Source organism: Moorena sp. SIO3I8, from assembly GCF_010692325.1.
In the GTDB taxonomy this organism is placed as follows: domain Bacteria; phylum Cyanobacteriota; class Cyanobacteriia; order Cyanobacteriales; family Coleofasciculaceae; genus Moorena.
In genome coordinates, this window is sequence record NZ_JAAHHW010000070.1 from 14237 (window position 1) to 35625 (window position 21389).

The window sequence follows — 21389 nt, forward strand, 5'->3', positions numbered from 1 at the left end:
CCCCACCCAGAAGCCTGATCCGATCACGGGATAAGTAGGCCAACAACACCACCATCCCCTGGGATTACTTCACCAATTTTACATGCATTTACCTGCTGTGAATTAAACGATGTTAGGGTTTGCTCAACCTGCTGTTGAGGAACAATCAGCACAAAACCAATCCCCATATTATAGGTATCAAACATTGCCTGAGGACTAACCTGACCTGTGTGAGCTAGCCACTGAAAAATTGGTGGAATCACCCAGCTGTTGGGATAAATCTGGACGGATTGTCCAGCACCCAGGCAACGAGGGAGGTTTTCTGGGATACCGCCGCCGGTAATGTGAGCCATACCGTGAATCTCGATACCAGCCCTACGAGCATCAAGTACCGGTTTCACGTAAATCTGAGTTGGTGTCAACAATTCCTCCCCTAAGCTTTTACCAGCTAACAATTCCGGAGTTATGTCCCAGGAAAGAGCGTTGTCTGGGGAATCCTGAACAATTTTCCGGATCAGACTAAAACCATTGCTGTGGACGCCCTGACTGGCCAAACCAATTGCCACATCTCCAATTTGCACTTGGGAACCGTCCAACATACGGCTCTTTTCCACAATTCCTACACAAAACCCTGCTAGGTCATACTCGGCGAGTTCGTAGAAACCAGGCATTTCTGCGGTTTCCCCTCCTAGTAAAGCACACCCAGCCAGACGACAACCTTGGGCAATACCGGCAACAACCTGAGTCAGTTGTTGTTGATTGAGCTTGCCAGTTGCTAAATAATCCAAGAAAAACAGGGGTTCCGCACCAACAGTCAAGACATCGTTGACGCACATGGCTACCAAATCAATGCCAACGGTGTCATGGCGGTTAAGGTCTTGAGCCAATTTGAGTTTAGTACCAACTCCATCAGTTCCAGATACCAGCACTGGCTCAGTATATCCCACTGGCAGCTGAAAGCAACCACTAAAGCCACCCAGTCCACCTAATACTTCCGAACGGTGGGTACTTTTTACCAGGCTACGGATTTGCTTAACAAATCCTCGACCTGCTTCAATATCAACACCAGCGTCTCGATAATCCATGGGAACACACAAATGCTTTTGAGCTAGAAATGCAGGATGTATTTTACAGCGTAGCGTCGATCAAGACCTAGGGGGCAAATAGGGTCAGATCAGTAGTGTGTTGAGGAAGGCCGTGGTCAGCGCCGTGGTCAGCGCCCTTCATTACCAGAATTGCTTGCACCTAGTCTGTATTAAAGTTTACTTTAGGTCGGAAATTTGGTGAAGCTGATTCATTAGTTATTTCGCAGATCTTGATGGAATTGATAAGAATTAACTATTATTGACTTGACTTCACAAAAACTTCATAAAACCTCTAACCACTAATATAACTTAGTTTGTGGTGAATTTACAACAGTCGTTTTTGACAAGTTATTAGTAACCGCTTCATGAAATGGGGATTCCACCATCAGAAACTTCATGGTATTCTGTTTCAGGTTTTTAGTTAAATCACTAATAACCATTTGTGAGGAAATAACCATTTGTGAGGAGTTAATGGGCAAGTTGAAGTTATGTTACTGCGTTTGTTGCAGCACCATAATGCCTAAAACTGCCAATTATCTTAGACTACAGACCTATGAATCAAAAAATTTGGGGTGGCATTACCGTTTCTGTGCTAACAACAGTTCTCGGTGCAACAATATCAACTCCTGTCTCATCCGCTGAGACAGTTACTCAGACTGTGACCAGAAATTCTGATACCCAACTGGCACAAGAATTGCCATCTAGCGTAACTGCAGCAATAGAAAAACTACCAGCTCAGCCAACACCAGAGTTTCAATTTGCTGAGTTTCCAGAGCAACTGAGAACTGCTAAACCTGATGAAATCATTACCAATATTTATGCTTATCAACTGGCAGGACGTCAGGCAGCTACACTGTATGTCCGTAGTATTCCTGTTCTGACTTTCCTCGGTTCACAGGAAATCAATGCTGACCCTAGCAAAGACAGAGTTGCTACTGAGGTTGAAAAGATAGCAACTCCGTCTTCTGTTGCCCCAGGCAACGCTACGATATCGGATGCTAATGGGTCAGAAAATGACTCAATTCGGCGGGCTCAAGTGGTTGCTGCTCGGATCAATGAACTTCATCGCAACAATGTCAATGCTGAGTCAATCACTGTCCGTTGGAATGGTTCCTACAAAAGCTACAGCATCCAAGTCAATGGGGAAGAATTAGTCCAAGTTGATCAGAATACAATTCTGCCAGATACCACTAAAGACCTGGCTGAAGATGCTCTACAAGCTACTAATCGATTGCGACGGCTGATCGGTTACGCTTCCCCTCTCAAAGAAATTGCCGACTTACCGCCAGCACCAAAACCACGAAGAGTACAGAAAGTAGCTAGGAGTACCACTCGGCGAGTAAGAAGTCAGATGAGGGGTATGGCTTCTTGGTATGGTCCGGGTTTCCATGGCCGCCGCACTGCCAGTGGTGAGCGATTTAATCAATACGCCCTGACTGCTGCTCATCGTACCTTGCGGTTTGGGACTAGGGTGCGGGTGACTAACATGAGAAATGGTCGCTCCGTGATTGTGCGAATTAATGACCGTGGACCCCACAGCAGGAGTCGGCTCATTGACCTTTCCAGGGGCGCAGCCCGAGTTATTGGACTTGAAAGATCCGGCACTGCTGCTGTGCGTCTAGAGGTTTTATATTAATTTCACGGCAATGGCTAATGGCTAATGGGTAATGGCTAATAGTAATCCAATTCCCAATTACCCATTACCAAAGGTGAAAAAAAATTTGTTGCAGCTGCCAGAATAATTGGATTGGTCAGGTCTGGCACTGGGCCTGTGCGTATAGAGATTCTTTATTGAATTGATTAGTGATTAGTCATTAGACATCTCCAGGAATTGCCAAGGAATTCCTGGAGATGCCTATTTCTATAGGACTATGTTGCTAACATCGATAAGAATCTAAACTCTAGAGTCTAATGCACCTGTTTACAACAACTGCTGGATTACACTGCTACTTAGAACGTCAAGGTCCTGGCAAGGAAGTGGGTCTGGTAACCACTATGGGAGCCTTGCACAAGGGTCACTTAAGCTTAATTGAGCGGGCAAGACGAGAAAATTCCCTGGTCATTGTCAGCATTTTTGTGAATCCTCTTCAGTTTGCACCGACAGAGGATTTTCAGGAGTACCCCCGTGGATTGGCTCAGGATCAAGAACTTTGCCAACAGATTGGAGTTGATGCAATTTTTGCTCCCACTGTGGATCAGTTGTATGGTGACAATCCAATGCCCACTGCGGACAAGGGTGATGAATTGACTCAAGTGATTCCACCCAAAGCCATGACCTCTGTCCTATGTGCTGTCTCTCGTCCTGGTTTTTTTCGGGGTGTGGCAACTGTCGTAGTCAAGCTGTTGAATCTGGTACGACCAAACAGAGCCTATTTTGGTCAAAAGGATGCCCAACAGTTGGCAATCATCCAGCGTATGGTGGCAGATTTAAAGTTACCAGTGACCATTGTTCCTTGTCCGATTGTGCGGGAAAAGTCGGGACTCGCGTGTAGTTCTCGCAATCAATACCTGACACCAGAGCAAAAAGCCCAAGCATCATTACTATATAAAGGGTTGCGTAGTGCTCAGAAAGCGTTTCAAGGTGGATTATGCGATCGCATCAATCTGATTGAGAGGGTTAGGTCAGAATTAGCTGGAACCCAGGATATCCAGGTGGAGTATGTGGAATTAGTAGATCCTGTTACTCTAACCCCCCTCGAACAGGTTGAAGAGCAAGGATTATTAGCGATCGCAGTTCACTTAGGTACAACTCGTTTAATTGACAATATACTCCTGTCCCACCGTAAACCGATTGTGGCCATTGATGGTCCGGCTGGAGCTGGAAAATCTACCGTTAGCCGTTTGGTAGCCAAAGAGTTAGGATTGATGTATCTTGATACTGGTGCCATGTACCGGGCTGTGACATGGCGGGTGCTCAAAGCCGGTATTGACTTGGAGGATGAGCCTGCGATCGCAGAATTAGTCAGTAAGTGTACAATTAATCTGAGTAATAATCAACCAGGAGAGTCTGGGATTCAGGTGTGGGTTGATGGAGAAGAAGTTACCCAGGTCATTCGCTCACAGTCCTTTACTGCCAAAGTGTCTACAGTGGCTGCTTTGAGTTCAGTACGCCGTGAGTTACTCAAACAACAACAACGCTGGGGTCGTCAAGGAGGAGTAGTGGCTGAAGGTCGTGACATTGGCACCCATGTCTTTCCCAATGCAGAAGTCAAACTATTCTTAACAGCTTCTGTCCAAGAAAGGGCCCGCCGCCGTCAGCAAGACCTGAAAAACCAAGGGCAAGAGGTGAGCTTAGAACAGCTGGAGCAGGAGATTCAACAGCGCGACCTGAAGGACAGCACCCGTGCTGTAGCCCCCTTGCGCAAGGCAGCTGATGCTATTGAAGTACAAACCGATGGTATGAGTATTGCAGAAGTTACCGATTGTCTTGTTAATATCTACTATCAGCAATTGTGACCAGATAGCTGACCGCTAATGTTAAACAGACAATTAAACAGACAATTAGGCAACAGCTAGCCACCACTCTATAAGATGATGGTTAGTTACAGATGATAATTTACTTTCCTGGTATTTTTGCAGGAGCAAAGGAGACCAATTTTGGCAAAACGTGAGGGCTTATTCTGGTCGCGCAGTACATGGATTATAATTGCTGCTATTCTAAGTTGTATGGCTGGCTACACCTTGAAAACAAGTCGATGGGCTAACCAAAATATTGCTGCACTAATCACTAGGCAAATGCCACAGCAGCAAACTGACTCAAAGAAGGTTGAAACGTTAACTAAGCCGCCAGATCAAGGTTTGCAGCAAGGTATTGCTAAATGGGCAGAGCAAGAGAGAGGCAAGCAGATTAACTATGTTCCTCCGCAATTTCGGGGAAAATATATCGAGGACGTTGAGCTTAAAACTCCACAGAAAGTCATTGCCTTGACCTTTGACGATGGTCCTTGGCCGAAGATGACTAACGATGTGCTACACATCCTTAAAAAATATGATGTTAAGGCAACTTTCTTCGTGGTAGGGAGAAATGTTTATCTATATCCAGAAGAGCTTAAGAAAATTGTGGACCATGGTCATGCCCTTGGCAACCATAGTTGGAACCATAGTTATTACTATCATAATCCCTTAGCAGCTGCTAAGGAAATTGATAACACCACAGCACGGATTTACAAAACTATTAACGTTAAGACCTCTTTGTTTAGACCCCCTGGGGGGATAATGAACAATGGCTTAGTGGCTTACGCCCGAAAAAAAAATTACGTGATTGTAAAATGGTCAGCTGACTCAGAGGATTACTCGGTAAACCAACGTCGGTTGACCTATAATGTTCTCCGCAGAGCGAAACCGGGAGGAATTGTGCTACTCCACGATGGTGGCGGCAATCGTGCCAAGACGATACGAGCTTTACCGGTAATTATTACTGAATTGAGAAAGCAAGGTTACCAGTTTGTGACTGTACCGGAATTGTTGGATATGGCACGAAAAGAGTTGGAGATAGCACAAAAAGAACAGAAGTGACATGTAATTACTTATCAACGGTTAACCGTTAGCTTTTGACAGTCAAGGGTCAACTTTAAACCCGTAAATACGTAATCAGTTATAATCAACTTGAGCTTAACCTAACCTTGAAGGCTTTGATGGTTAACCTTGGTATCCTTCATTCTTAATTTTACCGCCAAAATGGCGACTATGCTTTCTGAAATTTAGTTATCCTATTTGATAAGTTATCTACCAAAATTAACCTAGGAAACCAAGATTGAAATCTTCAACCAAAACAATACTGTTAACTGTTAAGAAGTTAACGGTTAACTGTTCAGGACTTACCCAAAGTTCATGACTTACCCAAAACTCGGCACCAAACGCGCTTATGTAGTTATGGTGTATTTATCTAGTAGTTGGCTTTAATAACAAACCCTAGACGTAGATTGAATACGTAAGTCCTGTGTTCTTATGCTCTACAGCTTTCCTTGTGGTTGTAGGGTTTCATAGTTGTGACACCCAAGGTCAAAAGTCAAGGTTCATTCTTCCTGCAATTGGGTATTAATTTCTCCTGTCTATCTAGTTTACCAGATAAGAAATCGGCTAATCCAACATTGGAAAGACTATAAATTATGAACAATGACAATCAAGAAATAAATTCAATGACTATCGAAGATCTCAATAACTTCGAGCCAATTAGCTTTGATTTAAGTGAGGAAGATATCAAATCCATTAAAGGCAGTAGAAGACTCAGTATCAAATCACCTCCAGACAAGGCTGATCATGGATTTAAATTGCAGATTTATCCACCACCCCCACCAGGGTGTAACTATCATCCAAGCCCCTATGGTCTCACACTTGATTGCGATTGCTTTAAAATACGCATTATGGCATTTCCTGGCGATGAAGAGATGTTATTCCCAGAAATTTAGATATCTAACAACTTCATCATTCATTTATACCAAATCCAAGTTTAATATCGTCATAATAAAATCAGCGCGGATTTGGTATTAACCTGTCTGAAAATAGGTAAACTATTTCATAGTAATGCTTAATGGTAATACTTAGCAATTAACAGCCATAGATACTCATAAAGTTGCTATTATTAGTTAATAAAATTAATTAATTTTAAATAATTAAACAGCTTTTAATTGACTGTTAATAGTCAGCAGTTAAGGGTCAAGAGTTAACAAAAATACAGTCATGAGCTCTATCAGCGAATTAGCGATCGCATATATTGAAGGTTATAAAAATCAGACTTTTGAGAATTATACTAATCTTCTGACCGAAGCATGTCAGATTCACTAACCTCCCCATGGCATGGCATGGGGAGGTGATTTGTATCGCCAGTGCGCTCGTCATCGAGAGTGGTTTGCTAACTCTCTAATTATCAATGCACCGGAATAAGGCAAGGGTTCTCAAGAGGCTTGGCAATTATCCCAGTGCATCCAAAACCAGGATTTTACTAGGTTAGGTCGTAATCACTCCATCGACGAGTCCCGCCACTCAAAGATGTTTGTTACCTTGCTTAATATTCTCTTTCCCAGGTTAAAGGTTGAAGGTTAAAGGTGATCAAACCAACCTTCAACCTTCTAACCTGCAACTGGTAACCCAATCCAACCTGGAACCTTTAACCTTTAACTGCTTTAGCCTACTGTCGAAGAAACTAACTCCCGTTCTTCTACCACATCAGGATTGGCTTGAGGAGTATCCGCCTCAGAAGGGGGTACCACTTGCCAGAATTTGGGCAGATATTCAGACCAGTTGTCCAGAATCATCTGGGCTTTCGGGCTACCAGTCCGAGTGGCATGGTCTTTAATTAAGCCTTTCAACTGTTGCTCTCCAGCGGCTGAAATTACCCGTTGAATCTTGACATCCTGGTTCACTTTGGCCGGAAAACTATCCTCTTCATCTAGGAAGTAGGCTAAACCACCAGTCATACCAGCACCGACATTACGTCCCACTTTCCCTAAGACTACAATTACACCACCAGTCATGTATTCACAGCAGTGATCACCAGCTGCCTCAATCACAGCATAGCCTTTGGAGTTGCGCACACCAAACCGCTCACCAGCACCGCCATGGGCAAATAATGTTCCGCCAGTGGCACCGTAGAGGCAGGTATTACCTACAATTACATTGTTAGCTGGGTCATAGGTGGCATCAGCCGGTGGTTTGATAATAATTTCACCACCATGCATCCCTTTGCCTACATAGTCATTCGCTTCACCAGTTAAAATCAAGGTCATACTAGGCAGGTTAAAGGCACCAAAGCTTTGACCCGCAGCCCCCTTGAAGTTGAGAGTAATGTGTCCATCGAAACCACTGTTACCATACTGCTTGGCAATTACCCCAGCAATTCGAGCCCCTACAGTACGGTCAGTGTTTACAATCTCAACATCTTTAGTCACAGACCCATGGTTTTGAATAGCATTCGTCAGGTCAGCGTCAGCCAGGAGTTGATCATCTAGCACTGGTCCGTTGCTGTGGACATCGTTATGGTTGAGCCAACTGCGGTCTGTGCGAGTATCAGGCAGCTGAGTCAGACAATCTAGATTCAACATAGATGTCTTAGTCAACTCAAGGCCCTCCCGAACTTTGAGTAGATCAGCCCGACCAATGATATCCTTTAAAGAACGGTAACCTAGTTTGGCAAGAAGCGATCGCACTTCCTGAGCCACAAAGTAGAAGAAGTTGACCACGTGGCCTGGAACCCCGGTAAAGCGCTGGCGCAGGCGTTCTTGCTGAGTAGCAACCCCTACAGGACATTGATTGGTATGGCAAATCCGTGCCATAATGCAACCTTCAGCAATCATCGATACCGAACCGAAACCGTACTCTTGTCCTCCCATCAAGGCAGCCATCAGTACGTCCCAACCAGTTTTTAAGCCACCATCTACCCGCAGCAAAACGCGATCGCGTAGTTGGTTTTCCATCAAGATCCGATGTACTTCAGTTACTCCCAGTTCCCAAGGCGCTCCAGCGTGCTTAATTGAACTCAGGGGAGATGCTCCAGTACCCCCATCATGACCAGAAATTTGGATTACATCCGCATTAGCTTTAGCTACCCCAGCCGCAACAGTTCCAATCCCAATTTCTGCCACCAACTTCACAGATACCTTAGCTTGAGGGTTAATCTGATGCAAATCAAAAATCAGCTGCGCTAGGTCTTCAATGGAATAGATATCATGATGGGGTGGTGGGGAAATTAGGGTTACTCCTGGCTTGGAACGCCGCAGCTTAGCAATGTAGGGACTAACCTTCTTACCTGGTAACTGACCCCCTTCCCCTGGCTTAGCACCTTGAGCAATCTTAATTTCTAACTGCTTCCCACTCATCAGGTACTCTGGTGTTACTCCAAAGCGACCAGATGCTACTTGTTTAACCGCAGAGGAAGCAACATCCCCATTACGTAATCCCTTTAAGTGAGGTAGAGTCTGAGAATGACCAGTCTGATCCACATCATTCAGAATGCTGAAGCGCACTGGGTCTTCTCCCCCTTCACCACTGTTGGATTTACCGCCAATCCGGTTCATAGCAATAGCTAGAGTTTCGTGAGCTTCTCGGGATAGAGAGCCTAGGGACATTGCTCCGGTACAGAAGCGCTTGACAATTTCCTCAACAGGTTCTACTTCCTCAATCGGAATAGTAGGTTGGTCGCTGTTGAAGTCCAACAAATCTCGTAGTGCAGTTGCTGGACGCTCTTCCAACAGTTTCCGATACACATCGTAGTGGTCGTAAGCTTCTTTGTTAGCGTCAAGGCTTGAAGGTTTAACCTGCAACTTGCTAACTTCCAACTCTTTGTGATTTTTACCGTTACCATTCTTAGAGGATTGGTCACGGACGAAAGAGGAAACCGCCTTGTGTAGGGCTTTAGCCATTTCAGGGCTGTTCATGTGATACTCGCCCCGAGGACGGTAATTGATAAAGCCAAAGTTTTCCAGTTTCTTAGCAGTCAGGGGGAAAGCCCGCTTGTGAAACTCCATCACTTCCTGAGCTAAATCAGCAATACTCAAACCTCCCAGCCGGGATGTAGTTCCCTTAAAGGCTAGTGCCAATAAATCCCCACCAATGCCAATTGCTTCAAAAATCTGAGCACCATGGTAAGACGATAATAGGGAAATTCCCATCTTAGATAGGATTTTCAATAAACCTGCTTGTACCGCCTTGCGATAATTTTTCTGAGCTTGGTCTATAGTCAGGCTTTCCAGTTTCCCCTGGCCCATCAATTTCTGAGTCTTAGGATTAGCCCACCAATTCCGTACCGATTCCCAAGCCAAATAAGGACAAACTGCTGATGCACCATAACCAATTAAGCAAGCATAGTGATGAGTACTCCAGCATTGAGCCGTTTCCACAATAATAGATGCCTTCATCCTTAATCCTTGAGAGATCAGGTGGTAGTGAACCGCACCTACAGCCAACATCGGTGGAATATAGGAGTAGTTTTCAGAAAGCCCTCCAGCAGTTTTATCACTCAAAATCAGAATCGTTTTACCAGCCCTTACCGACTCAGCCGCTTGGTCACACAGACGATTCACAGCTACGTCTAGCCCCCCTGGACCAGTAGCAATTTCAAATAGAGTAGACAGTTCAGCTGTTTCAAACCCTGACCCTTTCACCGCTGCCAACTCCGCCTCATTGAGGACTGGGGTTTCCAGCTTTAACAACTGGGCGTACTCCGGCTTAGCTTCTAATATATTCCCTCGCTCACCCAGCTCTATACTCAACGACATCACCAAACTTTCCCGTAGAGGGTCAATCGGTGGGTTAGTGACCTGGGCAAAGCGTTGTTTGAAATAGTCATACAGTAGCCGAGGCTTATTAGAGAGTACCGCCAAGGGAATATCATCTCCCATACAGAAGGTAGGTTCTTTCCCCTGGGTGCTCATCGGCTGGATGATCATCTCCACATCCTCAGCAGTGTAGCCAAAAGCGGTCTGCTGACGCAGTAACTCAGCCGCCTCTTGTTCAGGAGCCTCAGTAAAGGGTTGGGGTTCCAATTTTACACGGTACTGCTTGAGCCATTGACCATAGGGTTGCTGAGCTGCCACCCGTTGCTTGATGTCCCAGTTTTTTAGAATTTCGTTGCTTTGCAGGTCAACAGCAATCATTTGCCCTGGTCCGAGTCTGCCCTTTTCCACAATCTCGGATTCTGGCAAGTCCACTACCCCCACTTCTGATGCCACCACCACATAGCCATCCCGGGTAATGCTATAACGAGCCGGTCGTAATCCATTTCGGTCTAGGCTGGCTCCCACTGTTTTCCCATCACTGAATACTAATAGCGCTGGACCATCCCAAGCTTCCTGAATTCCACTGTAGTATTCATAAAAATCAACAATTTCCGGATAGTTATCCAAATCCGGCTGATTTTGGTAAGCCTCCGGCACCATGATCATTAATCCGGTCAGAGGACTGCGTCCAGATTGCACCAGTAATTCAAATACATTATCTAGGATGGCTGAGTCACTGTTTTCTGGATTGATAATAGGCTTGATCTCATCTAAGGAGTTATTTGGTTGAAGGTTGGTTTGAGAACCTTCAACCTTCAACCCTTTTTCCCAAACTGGATGAGCCAAGTCAGCCTCCCGGGCTATCATCCAGTTGACATTGCCCAACAGAGTATTAATCTCACCATTATGTCCCAACAAACGCATCGGTTGAGCGAGGGGCCACTTGGGCATAGTATTGGTGCTAAAGCGTCGATGGTAGACAGCAAACCCACTCTGGTAATCAGGATTTTTTAAGTCTAAATAAAACTCTCCAAGTATCGCTGAGCGCACCATGCCTTTGTAGACAATCGTGCGACTGGAAAAAGAGCAAAAATACCAATCCTCAGGTACTCGGATGGTACTCTGAGATTTTAGTGCCTTAGCAATGCGACAGCGAGTTTTGAACAGCAAACGCTCCAGTTCATCTCCTATCTCCCCTTCAGAAGCTACGATCAACTGTTCCATATGGGGTTGATTAGCTTTCGCTTGGATACCCAGGATATCTGAACATACTGGTACCACACGCCAGCCTAAAACCTTTAAGCCTTCTTGAGCAAGGACTTCCTCAACAATTGACTTACCTTGGCTAACCAAGCTCTTATCCTGAGGCAAGAATACCATCCCCACTCCCAACTGTTCCGTAGGAGGCTGGTCAATGCCTTGTTCAGTGAACCATTTTTCCAACAGTTTCCAGGGAATAGCAGTTAATAAGCCTGCACCATCCCCTGAATCTTGGTCAGCACTACACCCACCCCGGTGTTCTAGACAACCCAGTGCCACTAGAGCTTGTTCAATCAATTTATGGGTAGCTATACCCTGCCCAGACGCAATAAAGCCAACCCCACAGGCATCTCGTTCCTCCACCAACCAACGTTGACCTGGATAGGGTATCCTTTTGTGATACTGTTGTAGATCTTCCTGGTTTTTCTGGTTATCGATATTATTCATCCAATTGTTATTCACGGTGTTTAGTGATGCTTTCATTACAGATTGAGGACTATTAACCTAGTAGCAGTGACCTATAGACTGCTACTAGGCAGGAATTATCAACAATGATTTACCATCAATGGTGAGCCAGAAGTTGGTTGGGTCTAATCCCGATTCCCTGGGTGGAACAATCTATCAAGCTTTTTCCCTTAGAAACTCCTATCCTGAGTATCCAATGAAATCTGGTCAGCTGCTGACACAAAAGCTACATCCTCCGACACAGAGCAAGGGATGTAGTTAACCTGCTCAGGTTTTACCAGTAGCAACACGCTTAGTGCTTCAACCATGCCATGCAACTAACCACCTAGCTGATGACCAAAGTTAGCAGGGTTCCCTGACACTGGCATAAATCCTAGAAACTTACATATATAGGATATAGGTGGATAGTCATGATATAAGAAATAGGTTAGGGATAGCAATACCTAATTTCTCCATAAACCTACTGAAAATTTTACTCGGGAAGAAATTGGTGGATTTACCGTAGCAGTGATCAAGACCATTGAGCGAAACTCAAAATAGCTTTCTTAACGACTCTTTTGCACTGACAGGACTTGATCTTGTGACAGTAGCCTTAATCACAGTATTAGTTTATACCAGGTGGCATCTCCTCCCTAAATCCCTAGGTATTAGGCTGATGGTCTTAGGTCTTACAACAGGGGGAGTTGAGAGCCTCCGTGCTTGACCCGGAGCCCTTCATACTTTTTTAAAACCCCCTTAGGCTACATGCCTAGAGCCTAAATGCCTAGAGCCTAGGTTAAGAGTATGTGAAATTAAACCTTCTCTATAGTTTTTGCTGACTGATTTAGGCTATGAAAGGATAGCTTTCAGCCAAATCAGTCCTTTGAGGAAACAGGCTACTAGCTGCAACCAATGCTCAATGGAACCCTTTGATGGTGACTAGAGTAACACCAAAGACCGGAATTGATACTACAAAAGTGTGGACTAAGATCTCCAAGCTAGCCATTACCCTCTTGCTCATAATTCTATTCCCAGCATCCGTAGCTACGGCCAATAGGCGAGTTGGAGCAATTGAACCCCTAATCTTAAATAGCTTTAAAGAGTTATTGAACCAGTTGCCCCCAGCAGCTGAAGATACCCCTGTCCTAGTTCAAGGTTTATCCCAAACGACCCAGGAGAACATCCTAGTTTTAAAGGGCAAGAAACTATTGGAAGAGCTACCCCCCATGCCTGATAACAGCTTAGAGGTGGAGTTATTCTCTGTCCCACCCCAAGTGATCCGACAAGGGGTTCAAGTTTATTTAAATGGTCAGCGAATCAACTTACCTTGGCAGCAATGGTTAGTGGGAACCTCAGTGCGCACTGGCATCAGTGATGTAGGAGCAATGCAAACTTTGGGCATAGAAATGCTCAATAGTAAAGATTATACCAAGCAACCGATCCGGTGGTTTTCTAAACCCCGGAGTACATCCGTAGTCTTCCCCAGCCAAGTTAGTGGTGCTTATCGATATCTAGATATTACCGATTTTGCCAAAACAGCAGGTTGGCAGTTGCAAGTTCAGGGGGATAAGCTCTATATCTCTTCCATGCCAGCCAGGGTCAAGACTATCCGCCAGGGACGTCAGCCTTGGGGTAATCGTATTGTTCTTGATTTAGACCGCCCAACCTTCTGGCAAGTCAATGACCGACGCACTGAAGGTGTGATTACAGTAGCTGCCTCAGCGGACCTGTCACTAGTCAAGGGTTTTAATGCTCTAGAGGCTACCAAGATCCAAGGGCCTGAAGATGTAGCTCCCATTTCCGTGGGCGCTCCTATGGATAAACCGGTTATCCGCTTAGAAAGCCATCAGAACCAAACTAGGCTCAGGGTGGATTTCCCCAAAGGTAAACGTCTGCGAGTTTTCACCTTGCCTAATCCTTTTCGATTGGTGATTGATTTGCGACCCGATGCCATGGTAAAGAAAAATATTCTCTGGGCACCCGGCATCCAGTGGCGTCAGCAGTTGATTAGTCTCAAAGATACTAGTTTTCCAGTGGTGTGGTTGGAGGTTGATCCCAAATCTCAGCGGTTGCGGCTCAGACCAATTGGCAGTAATGCTACAACGCAAGTGGGAACAGCCCCACTAATTAAAGCTGCTCAGTGGTGGCAAGCATCTGCTGCAATTAATGCTGGCTTTTTCAACCGTAACAACCAATTGCCCTTAGGAGCCATTCGCCGTGACAGTCGATGGTTATCCGGTCCAATTTTGAACCGGGGAGCGATCGCTTGGAATGATCGCGGTCACGTTAAACTGGGGCGACTCAGCCTCAGCGAAACCTTAGTTACCTCACACCAGAAACGTTTGCCAGTACTATTCCTCAACAGTGGTTATGTCAAAGCTGGCATTGCCCGCTACACTAGCGCCTTCGGACCAACCTACACTCCCTTAATTGATCATGAAATCATTGTAGTTGTCCAGAATAACTTGGTCACCCATCTGTTGCCTGGAGGACTTGCCGGTCAGCAAGCCTTTCCTATCCCCCCCAATGGCTATCTAGTTACCCTTAGAGCCAACAGCACAGCCGTTCATGATCTTAGTATCGGTACCCAAGTGCGAATTGAGGGGAGTACGTTTCCTGCTGACTTCAATGGCTACCCCCATATTCTCGGTGGTGGACCACTGCTACTACAAGATCGAAAAATTGTTTTGGATGGCAAATCGGAACAATTTAGTGATGCCTTTATTCAGCAGTCTGCTCCACGCAGTGCTATCGGAACCACTGCTAATGGCACATTGATTATTGCTGCTTTTCAGTATAGTCATACTGGAGACGGCCCAACCTTAAGGGAAACAGCTCAGTTGATGCAGAAATTGGGAGCCATTAATGCCCTCAATCTTGACGGGGGTAGCTCAACTGGACTTTATCTAGGTGGTCAACTCCTAGATCGGTCTCCCTATACAGCAGCACCAGTTAACAACGGTCTGGGCATCTTTTTTACACCTGTTCCCTGATAGTTTAAGAAGTATTAAGTATTAAGTATTAACTATGAAGGAAGTATGAAGTGTTCAGATTTATTAAGATTTTTGTAAATCACGAATCCCTTAACTATAGGTTTATTCAGCTGATAATTAGGTAAACATAACTATATAAGAGTGTAAAGACTTTATATAAATTCAGGGAATCCACTAATTTGGCCTGAAAAATTTAGTTATAGTTTGCTAGATTTTTCGATAGTCAATTACCATTGATTTTGTCTAACCTAGAATTAGTAAGCAATTAGTAAACTTTCCCAAAATCACTTAGCTAGACGTTTTCAGGAACAAAACCATGGTTCAGTCAAAAGAAATTTCTCAAGTTTCGGCCATTACCCTACAGTCATCCCGAGTAGCTGAAGGCGTTGCCGCTACCGAACTACGACCTTGGGGGTCTTTCACTGTCTTAGAAGAAGGACGGGGATACAAAATCAAGCGCATTGAAGTCAAGCCGGGTCATCGCTTAAGTTTGCAGATGCACTACCATAGGAGCGAACACTGGATTGTTGTCAGTGGTACAGCTAAAGTTATTTGTGGCGATAAAGAAGAAATTATTCATCAAAATCAATCAACCTATGTTCCCCAAGGCTATGCTCATCGACTAGAGAATCCTGGTGTTATTCCCCTCGTTTTAATTGAAGTCCAGAATGGAGAATACCTCGGAGAAGATGACATTATTCGCTTTGAAGATGACTATGCTCGCAGCAAACCAGAAGACAAATAGATTAAGTCATTAGTTGTAAGTATTTGTAAGCAATCAGCTATCAGCAATCAGCTTTAAGCTTTTGAATAAAAGAGGTAAGCATTCGTTTAATCTTGACGGCTGACAGCTGACAATTCTTTAGTTAGTAGTCATTAGTCATTAGTTAGAAGTTTTTAGTAGGTCAAAAAAAGCCTCTTGGCAGTGACCAATTACTAATGACTAATGATTAATGACTATTCCTTTTTGAGGTAACATTAGCTGGTGCTAGTTGTTGCGTATAGTTAGTATCGTTAATGATTAAACTGAGTAAAGCTGCTGCGAGTGAGATTAGACGTGTACAGTCCAAGCGTCAAAACCCAGACGCCAAATTGCGTCTAGGTGTCCGCCAGGGTGGGTGTGCTGATTTTTACTACACTATTGACTTTGAGCAAGTGATCAATTCTGAGGATCAGGTCTATGACTGTGATGGCATCAGTGTCATCGTAGACCCGGAAAGCCTAAAAACTATCAATGGCTTAACTCTAGATTACTCAGAAGACCTGATGGGAGGAGGGTTTCGCTTCCATAACCCTAAAGCTTCAGAAAGCTGCGGCTGCGGTAATTCCTTTCGTGTAGACCCATCAAAGGATTCAGATTGACACCAGAGTGTTAAATGCGATATAATTACCTTTGGTTTGTTTGTAGTTGATTAAGTTCAATCAACCAATGTTTATTAAGCCGTAACTCATGCCCACCATTCAGCAGCTCATTAGTAGCGAGCGCTTCAAAGCTAAGAAGAAAACTAAGTCCCCAGCGCTGAAACAATGTCCCCAGCGCCGTGGTGTTTGTACTAGGGTGTTCACAACTACACCCAAAAAACCCAACTCCGCCTTACGAAAGGTGGCAAGGGTTCGTCTGACTTCAGGATTTGAAGTAACAGCCTATATTCCTGGTATTGGTCATAACCTACAAGAACACTCCGTCGTTATGATCAGAGGTGGTCGTGTTAAGGACTTACCTGGAGTGCGATATCACATTATTCGGGGTACCCTTGATACGGCAGGAGTTAAGGATCGGCGTCAAGGTCGTTCTAAGTATGGGACAAAGCGCCCTAAGTAAACTCACGAGAATTGACTCCTCTAAAGTAAGAGACTTTCAGCAATAGAGTTGCTGTGTTCTCACCCACGCCCATCTAAACCCCAAGGGGACTCCCGTTATAGCCGACCGACTTAGCGGAAGACGGGGCGTATAAAGTGCTCCCGCAGGTGACCCACACAGCCCCTTGGGAATTGGAGACTAGAACTGTTGCGCTTCCTTGATAATTTGAGCATTATTAATAATTAATGCCCTCGAAAGAGTAGCGGTTTGTGCGCAAGCTGAAAAGCCTCTGAATCAAGCATAAACCAAAAATCTAAAAAGTAAGCCCAATAATTTTATTGGAGGGTTTAGAGGCTGTTTGGCTCAGCCATTAAGAGTGTAAAATTCTTAAGAATCCCAGCGACCTAGGAGCCGCTACGCGAACGCTATAATCTACGGGCTTTGCCCGACGCGGGGCGCGTTCGATTTAGCGACGGGAGTGTCAAAAGCTAACTGTATCACCAGGGTTAATCACACCAGGGTTAATCACACTAGGATTAATCACAGGAGTGTAGTTGATTGCCTTGGTTAATTTTTAATAGTAAACTGTATTTTTGATTTTTTCTTAAGCTTACTTATGTCTCGTCGCTCAGTTGTTAAAAAGCGTCCTGTCCCCCCTGACCCAGTCTATAACAGTCGCCTGATTTGTATGTTGGGGTGTAGACTCATGCGTCATGGCAAGAAATCCCTTGCCTACCGAATTATCTATGACGCAATGAAAATCATTGAAGAAAGAACTGGAGCTGATCCCATAGAAACCTTTGAAAAAGCTGTGCGTAACTTGACCCCTCTAGTAGAAGTCAAGGCTCGCCGGGTTGGTGGGGCAACCTATCAGGTTCCTATGGAAGTAAAGGCTGAGCGAGGGACTACTCTAGCCCTACGCTGGCTGATTAAATTCTCCAGAAGTCGCTCCGGTCGGAGCATGGCTAGCAAATTGGCTAATGAGCTGATGGATGCTGCCAATGAAACCGGAAATGCTATTCGCAAGCGTGAAGAAACCCATAGAATGGCAGAGGCAAATAAAGCTTTTGCCCACTATCGGTACTAATTATCCTAAAAAGCCTAGAACAAGAACCTGGTAGCTATAGGATAATGTCCACAAATGCCTAAAAAAACTTAAAAAAAGTATAAAATTGTAAATAGATAGCTACCTGGTGAGGAAATGGTGGCACCAGACAAAGGAGGTAACCGTGGCACGCACCATCCCGCTTGATAAAACACGCAATATCGGCATTGCAGCTCATATTGATGCGGGCAAAACAACAACAACTGAACGAATCCTGTTTTATTCCGGAATTGTTCACAAAATTGGTGAAGTCCATGAAGGTACAGCTGTAACTGATTGGATGGACCAAGAGCGGGAGCGGGGAATCACGATCACTGCTGCTGCAATTAGCACCAACTGGCGAGAGCATCGGATTAATATTATCGATACTCCCGGTCACGTTGACTTCACCATTGAAGTGGAGCGCTCCATGCGGGTATTGGATGGTGTGATTGCTGTGTTTTGCTCTGTAGGTGGTGTCCAGCCTCAGTCTGAAACCGTCTGGCGGCAAGCAGACCGCTATCAGGTACCTCGAATTGCGTTTGTTAATAAAATGGACCGGACAGGAGCAAACTTCTTCAAGGTCTACGAGCAAGTTCGTGACCGATTGCGCTCCAATGCTGTTCCCATCCAAATCCCGATTGGTAGTGAAAGCGAATTTAGAGGCATTGTTGACTTGGTGCGGATGCGAGCCAAGATATACACCAATGACCTGGGAACTGACATCGAAGATACAGAAATTCCTGAAGAGGTCAAAGAGCAAGCCGAAGAATACCGTGCCAAACTAGTGGAATCGGTGGCAGAAACTGATGAGGCGTTAATTGAGAAGTACCTTGAAGGAGAGGAAATCACGGCAGAGGAAATTCGTGAAGCCCTGCGCAAAGGAACCATTGAGGGCAGAATCGTTCCTATGTTGTGTGGCTCTGCATTCAAGAACAAAGGGGTTCAGCTGCTATTGGATGCGGTTATTGATTACCTACCAGCTCCGATTGATGTTCCGCCAATTCAAGGTACTATGCCTAAGGGTGAAACCGTCGAGCGGGTGGCTGATGACGAAGCTCCTATGTCAGCTCTGGCATTCAAGATTATGGCAGACCCCTATGGTCGCCTAACTTTCCTGCGGGTGTACTCTGGGGTACTCAAGAAGGGGAGCTATATCCTCAACTCCACTAAGGATAAGAAGGAACGGATATCTCGCTTAATTGTCTTGAAAGCTGATGACCGCATTGAAGTAGAGGAGTTGCGGGCTGGAGACTTGGGCGCTGCCGTTGGCTTAAAACATACTATCACTGGGGATACTATTTGTGACGAAGAGTCTCCCATTATTTTGGAATCCCTCTTTATTCCAGAACCAGTGATATCGGTGGCAGTAGAGCCAAAAACCAAGCAGGATATGGAGAAGCTATCCAAAGCCCTCCAAGCCCTATCTGAAGAAGACCCTACCTTCCGGGTCAGCATTGACCCAGAAACTAACCAAACCGTGATTGCGGGCATGGGTGAGCTGCACTTGGAAATCCTGGTAGACCGGATGCTGCGAGAGTTTAAGGTAGAAGCGAATGTGGGCGCTCCCCAGGTAGCCTATCGAGAGACGATTCGTAAATCAGTCCAAGCGGAAGGCAAATTTATCCGTCAAAGTGGCGGTAAAGGTCAGTACGGTCACGTTATTGTTGAATTGGAACCAGGAGATACTGGTAGTGGTTTTGAATTCGTCTCCAAGATCGTAGGTGGTTCTGTACCGAGAGAGTACATCTCTCCTGCTGAACAAGGGATGAAGGAAGCCTGTGAATCGGGAATTCTAGCAGGGTATCCAGTGATCGACGTCAAAGTTACCCTAGTAGATGGGTCTTATCACGACGTAGACTCTTCAGAAATGGCATTTAAGATTGCTGGTTCTATGGCCATGCGGAATGCTGTGATGAAGGCTGCCCCAGTACTCCTAGAGCCTATGATGAAAGTTGAGGTGGAAGTGCCGGAAGACTTCCTTGGGGATGTCATGGGTGACCTCAACTCCCGCCGTGGCCAGATTGAAGGTATGGGTTCTGAAGACGGCATTGCCAAAGTAACTGCTAAAGTTCCATTAGCAGAGATGTTTGGTTATGCTACGGATATCCGGTCTAAGACCCAAGGTCGGGGTATTTTCTCTATGGAGTTTAAAACCTATGATGAAGTACCTCGCAATGTGGCAGAAGCCATCATTGCTAAGAATCAAGGGAACGCATAACAAAAAAAAGGAACATGTAATTCATGGCACGCGAAAAGTTTGAAAGGAATAAACCCCACGTCAACATTGGCACGATTGGTCACGTAGACCACGGCAAGACTACCCTAACTGCTGCTATTACTATGACATTGGCAGCTCAAGGGAAGGCAAAAGCGAGGAACTACGAGGAAATTGATGCAGCTCCTGAGGAAAAAGCACGGGGGATTACCATCAATACTGCTCATGTGGAGTACGAAACCGAAAATCGCCACTATGCCCACGTGGATTGCCCAGGCCACGCTGACTATGTGAAAAACATGATCACGGGTGCGGCGCAAATGGATGGGGCAATTCTGGTGGTTTCTGCCGCTGACGGTGCCATGCCACAAACTAAAGAACATATCCTCCTGGCTCGGCAGGTGGGAGTGCCTAACATCGTGGTTTTCTTAAATAAGAAAGACCAAGTAGACGATGAAGAACTCCTAGAGCTAGTAGAACTCGAAATTCGGGAACTGTTGAGCGAATACGACTTTGACGGGGACAATATCCCGATTGTGGCTGGGTCAGCCTTAATGGCTGTAAACGCCCTGACCGAGAATCCAGGCATTGCCAAAGGTGACAATGAGTGGACTGATGTGGTACTAGAACTGATGTCTAATGTAGACTCATACATTCCCACACCAGAGCGGGATGTGGATAAGCCATTCCTGATGGCAGTGGAAGATGTCTTCTCCATCACTGGTCGGGGAACTGTTGCCACCGGTCGAATCGAGCGGGGTAAAGTTAAAGTTGGTGAGACGGTAGAAATCATCGGGCTTAAAGAGACCCGTAACACCACCGTAACTGGTGTGGAAATGTTCCAGAAGACCCTAGACGAAGGGATGGCTGGAGACAATGTTGGGCTACTGCTACGGGGTATCCAAAAAGAGAACATTGAGCGGGGTATGGTACTTGCCAAGCCCGGTTCAATCACCCCTCACACCAAGTTTGAATCTGAGGTATATGTCCTGAAGAAAGAAGAAGGTGGACGTCATACTCCCTTCTTCTCCGGCTATCGCCCTCAGTTCTATGTACGAACCACTGATGTGACTGGCACTATTGATGCCTTTACTGCTGACGATGGCTCTACAGCTGAGATGGTGATGCCAGGCGATCGCATCAAAATGACAGTGAGCCTGATCAACGCCATTGCGATTGAACAAGGAATGCGCTTTGCTATCCGTGAAGGTGGTCGCACCATCGGCTCAGGTGTGGTCAGCAAGATTCTCGAATAGCAGTACTCTACTATAGAGTAGGAGCAGGGAAGTTCTAGCTTCTCTGCTCTTTATTCA

At 45.4% G+C, this 21389-nt stretch carries 14 protein-coding genes; 12 read left to right on the forward strand and 2 right to left on the reverse strand.

Annotation, left to right across the window (positions count from 1 at the left end):
• Nucleotides 1-23: 23 nt before the first annotated feature.
• Entirely contained in the window at nucleotides 24-1064 is a 1041-nt protein-coding gene (gene purM, locus F6K51_RS23210; RefSeq protein ID WP_293024652.1) for a phosphoribosylformylglycinamidine cyclo-ligase, read from the reverse strand.
• A gap of 553 nt (nucleotides 1065-1617) precedes the next feature.
• On the opposite strand from purM, the gene F6K51_RS23215 reads away from it, so the two are divergent.
• The 4 genes from F6K51_RS23215 (at nucleotide 1618) to F6K51_RS23230 (ending at nucleotide 6472) form a co-directional block, all read left to right on the forward strand.
• The gene (locus F6K51_RS23215; RefSeq protein ID WP_293024654.1) at nucleotides 1618-2700 is read left to right on the forward strand and encodes a septal ring lytic transglycosylase RlpA family protein; all 1083 of its coding nucleotides are present in this window, start codon (nucleotides 1618-1620) and stop codon (nucleotides 2698-2700) included.
• A 275-nt stretch (nucleotides 2701-2975) separates the two neighbouring features.
• Complete coding sequence (locus F6K51_RS23220; RefSeq protein WP_293024656.1) at nucleotides 2976-4520, forward strand: bifunctional pantoate--beta-alanine ligase/(d)CMP kinase; 1545 nt, start codon at nucleotides 2976-2978, stop codon at nucleotides 4518-4520.
• Between the two features lie 141 nt (nucleotides 4521-4661).
• Nucleotides 4662-5579, forward strand: a complete 918-nt coding sequence (locus F6K51_RS23225; protein WP_293024658.1) for a polysaccharide deacetylase family protein — start codon at nucleotides 4662-4664, stop codon at nucleotides 5577-5579.
• A 623-nt stretch (nucleotides 5580-6202) separates the two neighbouring features.
• Nucleotides 6203-6472 carry a hypothetical protein gene (locus F6K51_RS23230; RefSeq protein ID WP_143727867.1) on the forward strand — a complete coding sequence of 90 codons (270 nt, stop codon included), beginning with the start codon at nucleotides 6203-6205 and terminating at the stop codon, nucleotides 6470-6472.
• A 714-nt stretch (nucleotides 6473-7186) separates the two neighbouring features.
• Here the strand turns inward: F6K51_RS23230 and gltB are convergent.
• A complete protein-coding gene (gene gltB, locus F6K51_RS23235; protein ID WP_293024673.1) occupies nucleotides 7187-11983 on the reverse strand; it encodes a glutamate synthase large subunit in 4797 nt (1598 codons plus the stop codon).
• A 118-nt stretch (nucleotides 11984-12101) separates the two neighbouring features.
• Here gltB and F6K51_RS23240 point away from each other — a divergent pair, with 118 nt between their 5' ends.
• The 8 genes from F6K51_RS23240 (at nucleotide 12102) to tuf (ending at nucleotide 21332) form a co-directional block, all read left to right on the forward strand.
• On the forward strand, nucleotides 12102-12263 hold the full coding sequence (locus F6K51_RS23240; protein WP_293024661.1) for a hypothetical protein: 162 nt from the start codon (nucleotides 12102-12104) through the stop codon (nucleotides 12261-12263).
• Between the two features lie 649 nt (nucleotides 12264-12912).
• On the forward strand, nucleotides 12913-14973 hold the full coding sequence (locus F6K51_RS23245) for a phosphodiester glycosidase family protein (protein ID WP_293024663.1): 2061 nt from the start codon (nucleotides 12913-12915) through the stop codon (nucleotides 14971-14973).
• 316 nt (nucleotides 14974-15289) lie between these two features.
• Nucleotides 15290-15718 carry a cupin domain-containing protein gene (locus tag F6K51_RS23250; RefSeq protein ID WP_075904465.1) on the forward strand — a complete coding sequence of 143 codons (429 nt, stop codon included), beginning with the start codon at nucleotides 15290-15292 and terminating at the stop codon, nucleotides 15716-15718.
• A gap of 272 nt (nucleotides 15719-15990) precedes the next feature.
• Nucleotides 15991-16335 (forward strand): iron-sulfur cluster assembly accessory protein, encoded by a 345-nt coding sequence (locus F6K51_RS23255; RefSeq protein ID WP_075904457.1) that lies wholly within the window; start codon nucleotides 15991-15993, stop codon nucleotides 16333-16335.
• 88 nt (nucleotides 16336-16423) lie between these two features.
• A complete protein-coding gene (gene rpsL / locus F6K51_RS23260; protein ID WP_071106977.1) occupies nucleotides 16424-16795 on the forward strand; it encodes a 30S ribosomal protein S12 in 372 nt (123 codons plus the stop codon).
• Between the two features lie 595 nt (nucleotides 16796-17390).
• Entirely contained in the window at nucleotides 17391-17861 is a 471-nt protein-coding gene (gene rpsG / locus F6K51_RS23265) for a 30S ribosomal protein S7 (protein ID WP_008179641.1), read from the forward strand.
• Nucleotides 17862-18003: 142 nt separating this feature from the next.
• Nucleotides 18004-20079: an elongation factor G gene (gene fusA / locus F6K51_RS23270; RefSeq protein ID WP_293024667.1), complete on the forward strand. Its 2076-nt coding sequence runs from the start codon at nucleotides 18004-18006 to the stop codon at nucleotides 20077-20079.
• Nucleotides 20080-20102: 23 nt separating this feature from the next.
• Complete coding sequence (tuf, locus tag F6K51_RS23275) at nucleotides 20103-21332, forward strand: elongation factor Tu (protein WP_293024668.1); 1230 nt, start codon at nucleotides 20103-20105, stop codon at nucleotides 21330-21332.
• The last annotated feature ends 57 nt before the right edge of the window (nucleotides 21333-21389 follow it).